Source organism: Kribbella sp. NPDC055110 (assembly GCF_053607525.1).
This window is the reverse complement of sequence record NZ_JBSGTS010000026.1, coordinates 69,922-80,779: the sequence shown is the minus strand read 5'-3', so window position 1 is coordinate 80,779 and position 10,858 is coordinate 69,922. Positions and strand designations below refer to the sequence as shown.

8 protein-coding genes are annotated in these 10,858 nt (G+C 70.6%); 6 read left to right on the top strand and 2 right to left on the bottom strand.

Annotated features, from left to right (window positions below; translation table 11 throughout):
• Positions 1 to 174 precede the first annotated feature (174 nt).
• Positions 175 to 1,104, bottom strand: a complete 930-nt coding sequence (locus ACWF0M_RS30935; protein WP_452239256.1) for an ROK family protein — start codon at positions 1,102 to 1,104, stop codon at positions 175 to 177.
• A 315-nt stretch (positions 1,105 to 1,419) separates the two neighbouring features.
• Between ACWF0M_RS30935 and nagZ the strand changes: the two genes are divergently transcribed.
• Entirely contained in the window at positions 1,420 to 2,904 is a 1,485-nt protein-coding gene (gene nagZ, locus ACWF0M_RS30930; RefSeq protein WP_452239255.1) for a beta-N-acetylhexosaminidase, read from the top strand.
• Between the two features lie 117 nt (positions 2,905 to 3,021).
• Here the strand turns inward: nagZ and ACWF0M_RS30925 are convergent, their stop codons facing one another.
• A complete protein-coding gene (locus ACWF0M_RS30925; protein WP_452239254.1) occupies positions 3,022 to 4,230 on the bottom strand; it encodes an ROK family transcriptional regulator in 1,209 nt (402 codons plus the stop codon).
• A gap of 127 nt (positions 4,231 to 4,357) precedes the next feature.
• On the opposite strand from ACWF0M_RS30925, the gene ACWF0M_RS30920 reads away from it, so the two are divergent.
• The 5 genes from ACWF0M_RS30920 to ACWF0M_RS30900 all read left to right on the top strand — a co-directional run bounded on the left by ACWF0M_RS30920 (position 4,358) and on the right by ACWF0M_RS30900 (position 10,853).
• On the top strand, positions 4,358 to 6,016 hold the full coding sequence (locus tag ACWF0M_RS30920; protein ID WP_452239253.1) for a glycoside hydrolase family 13 protein: 1,659 nt from the start codon (positions 4,358 to 4,360) through the stop codon (positions 6,014 to 6,016).
• Positions 6,017 to 6,229: 213 nt separating this feature from the next.
• On the top strand, positions 6,230 to 7,357 hold the full coding sequence (locus ACWF0M_RS30915) for a Nif3-like dinuclear metal center hexameric protein (protein ID WP_452239252.1): 1,128 nt from the start codon (positions 6,230 to 6,232) through the stop codon (positions 7,355 to 7,357).
• 16 nt (positions 7,358 to 7,373) lie between these two features.
• Positions 7,374 to 8,132, top strand: a complete 759-nt coding sequence (locus ACWF0M_RS30910; protein WP_452239251.1) for a zinc ribbon domain-containing protein — start codon at positions 7,374 to 7,376, stop codon at positions 8,130 to 8,132.
• On the top strand, positions 8,129 to 9,247 hold the full coding sequence (locus ACWF0M_RS30905; protein WP_452239250.1) for a bifunctional RNase H/acid phosphatase: 1,119 nt from the start codon (positions 8,129 to 8,131) through the stop codon (positions 9,245 to 9,247). The genes ACWF0M_RS30910 and ACWF0M_RS30905 overlap by 4 nt, the downstream gene beginning before the upstream one ends.
• 175 nt (positions 9,248 to 9,422) lie before the next feature.
• Positions 9,423 to 10,853 carry an RNB domain-containing ribonuclease gene (locus ACWF0M_RS30900; protein ID WP_452239249.1) on the top strand — a complete coding sequence of 477 codons (1,431 nt, stop codon included), beginning with the start codon at positions 9,423 to 9,425 and terminating at the stop codon, positions 10,851 to 10,853.
• Positions 10,854 to 10,858 lie beyond the last annotated feature (5 nt).

The window sequence follows — 10,858 nt, the reverse complement described above, 5'->3', positions numbered from 1 at the left end:
CGTTTTGCCGACCGGTCCGAGCCCCCCAGACCGACCGTGGATGACGGTGCCCCCACCCCATCCATCCCTTGAATCGGCTGGAGTAGGGCGGTCGTTACACAGATTCCTGAGATTCGTAAAAATTGCGCAAAGTTGCGCAGGAGAGGCCTTACCGTGCGCGCGAAAGTGTGCGTCTCAGGCTAATGCGGCCCAGGCCTGGTGTGCGGCGCCGAGCAGGCCGGCATTGTCCAGCTGAGCGGGCACCACGGTGAGGTCCGCGACGAACGGCAGTTGCGCCAGCCGCTTCACCCAGGCCTGCACCGGGTCGAACAGCACCGGACCCGCCTTCGCGACCCCGCCGCCGATCACGACTGCGGTCAGGTCGACGGTCACGGCCGTCGCGACGATCCCCGCGGCCAGCGCCTGCGCCCCGTCGTCGAACGCGGCCAGCGCGAGCTCGTCCCCGGCCGCGGCATCGGTGGCCAGTACTTCGGCATCCACGTCCTCGCCGGTCCGCCAGCCGCTCCGCTGCGCGCGGGCGACCATCCGCGGGCCGCTCGCATACGCCTCGACACAGCCGAACGACCCGCACGCGCAGGCCTCGCCGTCCTGGTCGATCACCACGTGGCCGATGTGGGCCGCGTTGCCGGACTGGCCGATCAGCGGTTTGCCGTCGACGACGAGGCCGCCGCCGACTCCGGTCGAGACGACGATCCCGAGCAGCGTGTGCGCGTCGCGGCCCGCGCCGCCCCAGAACTCACCGAGCGCGAAGCAGTGTCCGTCGAGTCCGAGCGCCACGGGGACGTCGCCCGCCATCGCCCGTACCCGGTCGACGATCGGGAAGTTGCGCCAGCCGGCGATGTTCACGGGGGAGACCAGGCCGTGCTGCTGGTCGACCGGGCCGGCCGAGCCGATGCCGACGGCCAGTGGGGTGGCGTCGCCGCGAACGCGGCCGATCAGCTCACCGAGCGCGGCGAACACCTGGTCGGCGTCGCCGGCCGGGGTGCGGATCCGGTCGCCGGTGAGAATCGTGCCGTCCGCGGACACCAGAGCGGCGGCCATCTTCGTGCCGCCGATGTCGATTCCCAGCACGGTTCCGCGCGCCTTCGCCGTGTCGTCGCTCATCGTCCCCCCGGTCAGGGCCTTCAGGTCGAGAGACAACGTTATCTGTAGTCGGCCCGAACAGACAGGGGTGATTCGAGGTAATCACGGAAAACCCGCAGGAAGCGGCGAGGAAACCGCGACCACCACCCCTGACAACGATGCCCCTCCAGCCGCTCCCAGCGCCCTCGTTGCCCAGCGATCCGACGCCGGCTTTGTGCACCGGATCCGTACTGCGACGAGCGCGACGTACGGATCTGATGCACAAAGTGCGGGTTTCAGGGCGGGCCGCCGGGGGTGGGGTGGCGGGGTGGACCGGGTGGGGGAGAGGGTTGGGGGATGAGTGATCAACTGGATCGTGACGCGGCCGGCGCGCTGGTCGTCGGTTTCACCGGGACCACGGCTCCCGACGACCTGCGGCGGGCGGTGGCGGGCGGGCTCGGGGCGGTCATCCTGTTCACCCGCAACGTGGCGGACGCCGAGCAGGTGGCGGCGCTGACGACCGCCCTGCGGGCCGAGCGGCCGGACCTGATCGTGGCGATCGACCACGAGGGCGGCGAGTTCAGCCACCTCGCGCCGGCGAACCCGTGGCCGCTCGCGTCGCCGCGCCTGCTGGGTGACCTGGACGACGTCGACCTGACCCGCGCCGCGGCCCGGGACGCGGCCGCGACCCTGGCCTCCCTCGGGATCGACCTGATGCTCGCCCCGTCCGTCGACGTGAACAGCAACCCCGCGAACCCGATCATCTCCACGCGCTCGTTCGGCCGTACTGCGGATGTCGTCTCGCGGCACGGCGTCGCGTTCGTCGAGGGCGTCCACGACGCCGGGATCGCCGCCTGCCCGAAGCACTTCCCGGGCCACGGCGACGTCGCCGTCGACTCGCACACCGACCTGCCGCGCGTCGACCGTTCGATCGACGAGGTCAGCGCCGTCGAGCTCGCACCGTTCCGCGCGACGATCGCCGCCGGCGCCGACGTCGTGATGAGCGCGCACATCATCTTCTCGGCGTACGACGACCAGCCGGCCACGCTCTCGCACCGGATCCTGACCGGACTGCTGCGCGCGGAACTCGGCTTCACCGGCGTCATCACCACCGACGCGCTCGAGATGCAGGCGATCACCAAGAACCGCTCGATCGAGGACGCTGCCGTCGCGTCGATCGGCGCCGGCGCGGACCTCGCGATGATCGCGGTCGGTACGGCGGACCCGCAGGCGCTGACCGCCCGCGTGGTCGACGCCGTGCGCACCGGTACGCTCCCGGCCGAGCGAGTCGCCGACGCCGCAGCCCGGGTTCGCGCGCTCGCCACCACACTCGGGCAGCGCACCCGGCAGCCGGGTCTCGACGGCGCCCCGATCCGCGAGGTCGCCGCGCGCGTGGTGGCCAGGCAGACGTTCCCGGCGTACGGCGCGGCGCCGTACGTGATCGACCTGACACAGGGGCTGCACCCGGCCTGGAACCCCTACTTCTCCGGTCTGCCCGAGATCTTCACCCGGGTCGCCCCGGGCGCCGAAGGCGTCGTACTGCGTGGCGAGCACCACCTCACCGACACCGGCGAGCCCCAGGACGACGCGATCGCCAAGGCGGCCAAGGCGGCGCAGGGCCGCCCGTTGGTGATCGCCGTCCAGGACGCCGGCCGTACGCCGTGGATGCGCGAGGCCCTGAACCACCTCGTCCAGGGCCACCCGGACGACGTCTTCGTCCTCTGCACCGGGATCCCCGAGGACCAGTCCCTCGTCCCCGCAGGCATCCCCTCCGCCACCACGTCAGGCCGCAACGTCATCGTCCTGGAAACCATCGCCCGCCAACTCACCCGCGAGCGCTGACCCGGCCGGACCGGCAGCTCGACAGGACGTGTCCGGCAGACCTGGCCGGGCTCACGCTCAGCGGGACGGGCGATCCGGCGTAGTGGGCGTATATGTACTGTCGAGCTGCAGAAGGTCTCAGGTCGGGCGGCAGGCCAGTTCGAGGTCGAGGGCGTGTTGTTCTACGTGGTTGAGGGCGTGGCGGACGGCGCCGACCGAGACGATCGCGTCGCCCAAGGAGGAGACGGCGACCCGCGGGGGAGTGCTGGTGTAGTGGGCCAGGTGGGCCTCGAGGTCGGGGAGGAGCGCGCCGGCGGCCTCGGCGACGGCGCCGCCCAGGACCACGAGCTCAGGGTTGAACAGGGTGCCCAGCGTCGCGACCACCCGCGCGGTCCGCCCGGCGATGTCCTGAAGGATGCCTTGGGCAACCTTGTCGCCGTCGGCGGCCGCGCGGAACACCTGCTCGGCGGTCACCTCGCCGTGCGTCGCGAGGTCCCGCAGCGACGTCTCCACGGCCCCGTCCGCGACCGCCGCCGTACCGTTCTCGCGCGCGATCCGGGCGATCCCGTGGGTGTCGCCGACCCCCTCGATCAGCTTGAGGAACACCATCTCGCCGGCGCCGCCGCGACTACCGTGCAGCAACCGGCCGGAGTCCATCAGACCGGACCCGAACCGTTCACCGGCGAGCAGTACGACGAGGTCGTCGACGTTGCGCGCCTCGCCCCGCCAGTGCTCCCCGAGCGTCGCGAGGTTGGCGTCGTTCTCCAGCAGCACCGGCCACCCGTGCAGCTCGGTCAGCCGCTGCGCCAGCCCGGTGTCGAAGCGTCGCCAGAACTCGTCGTCGACCAGGATGTTCCCGTCCCGGTCGACGGGTGCCGCGACCCCGGCGCCGGCGGCGAGGACCTGGGCGTCCGTCACGCCCGCGGAGGCGAGTGCCTCGACCACCGTCCGGTGCACGATCTCGGTCCGTTCGCCCGGCGTCGTCACACCGGCGGCCGACCGCCCGGCCTTGGCCACCGTCTCGCCGCGCAGGTCGGAGACCAGCACGGTCGTCTTGGCTGCGCCGATGTCGATGCCGAGCACGTACCCCGCGTGGTTGTTGTACTCGAACCGCCGCGACGGCCGCCCGACCGACGTCCGGCCGGGGTCGAGCTCGACCACCCAGCCCATCGAGATCAGGTCGTTGCAGACCGCGTGCACGGTCGCGCGGGTGAGACCGGTGGCCTCGATCAGGCCGGTTCCTGTCATCACCCGGGCACGGGTGAGCACGCCGAGTACCTTGCCCGCGTTCACCCGCCGCAGCATCGTCGGCGTGGCCGTGGGCGGCGTTGTCGGTGGTTTCGCCATGGCTCTGCCCCCTGAAGAAATTGGCCCTTGACCTCGTCGTTGTACCGACCGCAGAATACATGCAGATTCTAAATTTAGAGCCTATATATAAACGCTGGGTTACCAGCAGATTCCGAGTGAGGCGATCGTGACGAGTCCGCAGACGACCCGAACGACCCGAACGGCTCAGGCCGACTGGTGGCGGCAGGCTGTCGTCTACCAGATCTACCCGCGCAGCTTCGCCGACGCGAACGGCGACGGTGTCGGTGACCTGCCCGGCATCATCAGCCGGGTCCCGTACCTGGTGGCGCTGGGGATCGACGCGGTCTGGCTGAGCCCCTTCTACCCGTCGGCGCTGGCCGACGGCGGGTACGACGTCGACGACTACCGCAACGTCGACCCGCGGCTCGGGACCCTGGACGACTTCGACGAGCTGATCGCCGCGCTGCACGCGGAGAACATCAAGCTGATCGTCGACATCGTCCCGAACCACACGTCGAACCAGCACGAGTGGTTCGTCGAGGCGCTCGAGGCCGCGAAGGGCCACCCCGCCCGGGACCGGTACATCTTCCGCGACGGCCCAGAAGATGGCGCCCCCGACCAGCCGCCGTCGGACTGGGACTCGGTGTTCGGCGGCTCCGCCTGGGCGCAGACCGACGACGGCCAGTGGTACCTGCACATGTTCGCGGCCGAGCAGCCCGACCTGAACTGGCAGCACCCCGAGGTACGGGCGGACTTCCTGGACACCCTGAAGTTCTGGTCGGATCGTGGCGTCGACGGGTTCCGCGTGGATGTCGCGCACGCGCTGGTGAAGGACCTGTCCGAGCCGTTCCCGTCGAAGACCACGCTGCCGCGGCAGTCCGAGTCGAACGGTCAGCACCCGCTCTGGGACCAGGACGGCGTCCACGAGATCTACAAGGACTGGCGCAAGCTGCTGAACACCTACGACCCGCCGCGGTCGGCGGTCGCCGAGGCGTTCGTACCGGCCGCTCGCCGGGCTCGGTATGCGAGTGCCGACGGGCTCGGGCAGGCGTTCAACTTCGACCTGCTGCAGGCCGACTTCGAGTACGAGAAGTTCCGCCAGGTGATCGAGGAGAACCTCGCGCTCGCCGAGGTGAACGGCTCGTCGTCGACGTGGGTGTTTTCGAACCACGACGTCGTCCGGCACGCCACCCGGTACGGCCTGCCGAAGAACCCGAAGGGCGGTTGGCAGGACGGCAAGGACTGGCTGCTGAGCAACGGCACCGAGCCGACCGTCGACGTCGCGCTCGGGCTGCGCCGCGCTCGCGCCGCGACCCTGCTGATGCTGGCGTTGCCGGGTTCGGCGTACCTGTACCAGGGTGAGGAGCTCGGTCTGCAGGAGGTCGGCGAGCTGCCGGCCGCGAACCTGCAGGACCCGGCGTACTTCCGCTCGAAGGGTGCCGAGAAGGGCCGTGACGGCTGCCGCGTGCCGCTGCCGTGGACCGTCGGCGGCCTGTCGTTCGGCTTCGGCACGGGTGGTTCGCACCTGCTGCAGCCGAAGTGGTTCGGTGCGTACTCGGTAGAGGCGCAACAGGACGACGCGGAGTCGACGCTGAGCCTTTACCGCAAGGCTCTCGCCGTACGGCGTGGGCTGCGTACCGGGAGCTCGCTCACCTGGATCGACGGCTCCGACGACGTCCTGCACTTCGTCCGCTCGGGCGGCTGGCAGAGCATCACGAACTTCGGCGCCGCCCCGGTCGAGCTGCCCGACGCGGCGGTCGTGCTGTCCAGCGGCCCGCTCGACGGCGACAAGCTGCCCAGCGCCACGACCGCCTGGCTGATCTAGCCGGCCTCAGACTCGTTCCGGTCGAGCCGTCCCGAGACGGCCCTCCCCTGTGACCGGGGCGACCCGCCGGAGCGGGAGTTGTGGTGGATGCGGCGGGGCGGTCGCACCACCATGCCGTGACTCCTGCACCGGCGGACACGGACGTGGCGGGGGCACCGGGCGGTTGCCCCCGTCACGATCCGTTCCAACTGCGGGAATGTCAGGATAAGCGTCGTGACGACGCTCGGAGATGTGCTCGCGGTTCTCGATCGGCTCTACAACCCGGCCTGGGCGGAATCCTGGGACGCGGTCGGTCTGGTGACCGGCGACCCGGAGCAGGAGGTACGCCGGACCCTGTTCGCGGTCGACCCGATGCGGCCAGTGGTCGACGAGGCGATCGACGGCGGGTTCGATCTGCTCGTCACGCATCACCCCTTGCTGCTGCGCGGCGTGAACAGCGTGGCCGCGACGACGCCGAAGGGTCGCGTGATCCACGACCTGATCCGCGCGGGCGTCGCGCTGCACGTCTGCCATACCAACGCCGACAACGCGAAACCCGGCGTCAGCGACGCGCTCGCCGCCGCGATCGGGCTGCGCGACACCCGGCCGCTGAAGGCGATGCCGGCCGAGCCGATGGACAAGGTCGTCGTGTTCGTCCCGGTCGCGGAGACGCAGGCGATGCTCGACGCGCTGGCGAAGGCCGGCGCGGGACAGATCGGCGACTACGAGCGGGCCGCGTGGAGCGGTACCGGCGAGGGGACCTTCCGGCCGCTCGACGGCGCGAACCCGACGATCGGGACCGTCGGCGACATCGAGGTCGTTCCGGAGAACCGGGTCGAGATGCTCCTGCCGCGCCGCAAGCGCCGCGCGGTCGTCGAGGCGCTGGTCGCGGCGCATTCGTACGAGGAACCGGCGTACGACATCTATGAAGTGGCCGCGATGCCGAGTGAGCGTGGCGGCGGGCGGGTCGGCGTACTCGCGGAGCCGCTGCCGCTGGCCGAGTTCGCGCGCCTGGTCGCGGAGAGCCTGCCGCAGACCGAGCACGGTGTGCGCGTGTCCGGGGATCTGGATCGGACGATCGAGACCGTCGCGGTGGTCGGGGGCGCGGGGGATTCGGAGTTCGACCGGGTCCGAGCGGCCGGCGTGGACGCCTACCTGACCGCCGACCTGCGGCACCATCCCGCCACCGAGGCCCGTGCGTACGGCGATCCCGCGCTGGTCGACGTGGCGCACTGGGCCAGCGAGTGGCCGTGGCTGGTCGACGCGGACCGTCTCCTGCGCGAAGGCCTGGCGGCCGAAGGCAGTACCGTAGACACTCACATCTCAACGCTCTGCACGGACGCATGGACCCTGCGAATCTGAGCGCGCCGCCACACATTTGAAGGAGCCGACTCTGAACGCCGAGCCCGCCGTCCAACGCCGGTTGCTGGACCTGCAGGATCTGGACCTGCAGCTGGATCAGGTCGCGCACAAGCGCGCGTCGTTGCCCGAGCACCAGGCGCTCAAGGAGCTGACCGCCGAGAAGTCCGTGGTCGACCGCGAGCTGGTCACCGCCGACACCGAGGTCAGCGACCTGCAGCGTGAGCAGAAGAAGGCCGACAGCGATGTCGACCAGGTCCGGCAGCGCAAGGCGCGCAACCAGCAGCGGATCGACTCCGGGCAGGTCACCTCGCCGCGCGACCTGGAGAACCTGCAGCACGAGATCGGTTCGCTCGACCGGCGGATCTCCGACCTGGAGGACGCCGAGCTCGAGGTGATGGAGAAGCTCGAGGCCGCCGAGGTGGTGCAGACCGACCTGCGCACGCGGGCCGAGGCGTTCGCCGGCCGGCAGGCAGAGCTGGAGAGCACCCGCGACACCGCGCTCAAGGAGCTCGACGAGCAGCGCGCCGAGCTCGGGGACAAGCGCTCCACGGTCGTGGCCGAGCTGCCGGAGCAGCTGCTCGCGCAGTACCAGCGGCTGCGGGACCACAACGGCGGGATCGGCGCCGCACCGCTTGTCGGCAAGCGCTGTATGGGTTGCCGGATGGAGCTCGCACCGTCCGACCTGAACACGATCAAGTCCGCCGCGCCGGACGCCGTACTGCGCTGTGAAGAGTGCGGCCGGATCTTGGTGCGGACGTCGGAGAGCGCCGCATGACCTACGACCACGTCATCGTCGAAGCTGACGGTGGTTCGCGCGGGAACCCTGGACCGGCGGCGTACGGCGCTTTGGTGCGCGACCCGGTGACCGGGAAGGTGATCGCGCAGCAGGGCCGGACGATCGGGATCGCGACCAACAACGTCGCGGAGTACTCCGGACTCGTCGCGGGACTCGAACTCGCCGCGGAATACGCGCCGAACGCCTCGATCGAGGTCCGGATGGACTCCAAGCTGGTGATCGAGCAGATGGCCGGCCGCTGGAAGATCAAGCACCCGGACCTGCAGCCGCTGGCGATGAAGGCGCAGGGGCTCGCGCCGTTCGGGACCGAGTGGACCTGGGTGCCGCGCGCGCAGAACTCCGCCGCCGACGCGCTCGCGAACAACGCGCTCGACGGCGTGGACATCCCGCTGACACCGGCGCCGGCCGGATCGTCACCGGCAGTGGCGAAGGACCCGTCGGACCTCGCGAAGGCGTTGCAGGGTTGGGGTCCGCAGGCCGAGCCGCCGACGCAGCTGATCTTCCTGCGGCACGGCGAGACGCCGCACACCGCGGAGAAGCGTTTCTCCGGCTCCGGCGGGGACAACCCCGGGCTGAGCGACACCGGCCGCGCGCAGGCGCTGGCGGCCGCCGAGTACCTGTCGCGGATCGGTGGGATCGACGCGCTGGTCGTGTCGCCGATGCGCCGTACCCAGGAGACTGCGGCGGCGGTCGCGGACAAGCTCGGGCTCGACCCGATCGTGGACGAAGGCTGGCGGGAGGTCTCGTTCGGCGACTGGGATGGGCACACGTTCGCGGAGGTCCAGCAGAAATGGCCGGACGCGATGAACGCCTGGCTGGAGTCGACCGCGGTCGCGCCGCCCGGTGGCGAATCGTTCGACACGTGCGCCCGGCGGGCCCGCTCGGCGCGCGACGGTCTGCTGGCGCGGTACCCGGGCAAGACGGTCGTCGTGGTCACTCACGTGACGCCGATCAAGCTGATGGTCCGGTCGGTGCTCCAGGCCCCGATGTCCGCGCTGTTCCGGATGGAGTTGCGCCCGGCAACCCTGACCGAGATCCACTGGTACGCCGACGGCCTCGCGTCCTTGCGCTCCTTTAATGTGCAGCCCTCGTGAGGGCATGACTCCCGCTCCCACGCCTACTGCGGGGCACTCGGCACGGCACCTCGCCGCACGGGTGCAAAGGCCACGATGCTCCGCATCGAGACCTTCGCCCCCGCACGCCGATGCACCGCACCGAGCACCTCCTCGCGACGGCGTGGGAGCGGGAGACATGCCCTAGTCTGACCCCATGCCGCTGCAGAGGGTTCGTTTCGTCGAGGAGGTTCCGGAGGTCTTCCGGGCGTCGTTGCAGGACATCCGCCGGGAGCAGGAGGTGCCCGCGGAGTTCCCGGCCGACGTGACCGCCGCAGCTCTTGAGGCTGCCCAGAACGCGCGCCTGCCGGAGCTGGATCGGACCGATCTCGAGTTCGTGACGATCGATCCGCCGGACTCGATGGACCTGGACCAGGCGCTGCACATCGAGCGGACCGGCGACGGGTTCACCGTGTACTACGCGATCGCCGACGTGGCCGCGTTCGTGCTGGCCGGCGACCCGATCGACGCCGAGGCCCGGCGCCGCGGCGAGACGCTCTATGCCCCGGACAAACGGACCCCGCTGCACCCGCCCGAGTTGTCGGAGGGCGCGGCCTCGCTGCTGCCCGACCAGGTGCGTCCCGCGCTGCTGTGGACGATCACGGTGGATGCGACCGGCGAAGGCACCGATGTGGTGTGCGAGCGGGCCTTGGTGAAATCGCGCGCGAAGCTCAACTACGCCGGCGTACAGAAGGATCTGGACGCGGGTACGGCGTCGGAGTCGTTGCAGTTGCTGCGTGAGGTCGGGAAGCTCCGTGAGAAGCGCGAACTGGAACGCGGCGGCGTCAACCTCCCGATCCCGGACCAGGAGATCGTCACCTCCAACCACGGCTGGGGCCTGGAGTTCCGCGCGCCGCTGCCGGTCGAGGGCTGGAACGCGCAGATCTCGCTGCTCACCGGCATGGCGGCCGCACGGCTGATGACCAAGGGCAAGATCGGCATCCTGCGCACGCTGCCCGAGTCGCACGACGACCTGCGGCGCAAGCTCGGCAACACCGCCAAGGCGCTCGGGATCGTCTGGGCCGACGAGGCGACGTACGCCGAATTCATCCACGGGCTCGATCCGAAGGCGCCGGCGCACGCGGCGATGCTGGCGGCGTGCACGGTGCTGTTCCGCGGCGCTGGGTACACGGCGTTCGACGGCCAGGTGCCGGAGCAGTCGCAGCATGCCGCGATGAAGGCGGCGTACGCGCATGTCACCGCGCCGCTGCGGCGGTTGGTGGACCGCTGGGCGGGGGAGATCTGCGTCGCGCTGTCGGCGGGCGTCGAGGTTCCGGCGTGGGTACGCGAGTCGATGGACGAGATCCCGAAGATCATGGACGACGCGGACCGGCGGGCGCACGCGTACGAGCGCTCGATCGTCAGCATGGTCGAGGCGGGCCTGGTCGCCGACCAGGTCGGTGCTTCCTTCGACGGCGTGATCACGGACGTGGACGACAAGGAGAGCGGCCGCGGCATCGTCGCGCTGACCAAGTTCGCGATCGAAGGCCGGGTCACCGGTGCGGCACTCCCACTCGGTCAGCAGGTCCGCGTAAAGCTCGTCGAGGCCGACATCGCCAAACGCACGGTCGCCTTCGAACTCGTCTAGCTGGG

What these genes read in the sequence shown, in the direction of transcription:
- ACWF0M_RS30935 (WP_452239256.1), bottom strand. Translation starts at nt 1,104, where the DNA reads ATGAGCGACGACACGGCGAAGGCGCGCGGAACCGTGCTGGGAATCGAC.
- nagZ (WP_452239255.1), top strand. Translation starts at nt 1,420, where the DNA reads ATGAGTGATCAACTGGATCGTGACGCGGCCGGCGCGCTGGTCGTCGGT.
- ACWF0M_RS30925 (WP_452239254.1), bottom strand. Translation starts at nt 4,230, where the DNA reads ATGGCGAAACCACCGACAACGCCGCCCACGGCCACGCCGACGATGCTG.
- ACWF0M_RS30905 (WP_452239250.1), top strand. Translation starts at nt 8,129, where the DNA reads ATGACCTACGACCACGTCATCGTCGAAGCTGACGGTGGTTCGCGCGGG.
- ACWF0M_RS30900 (WP_452239249.1), top strand. Translation starts at nt 9,423, where the DNA reads ATGCCGCTGCAGAGGGTTCGTTTCGTCGAGGAGGTTCCGGAGGTCTTC.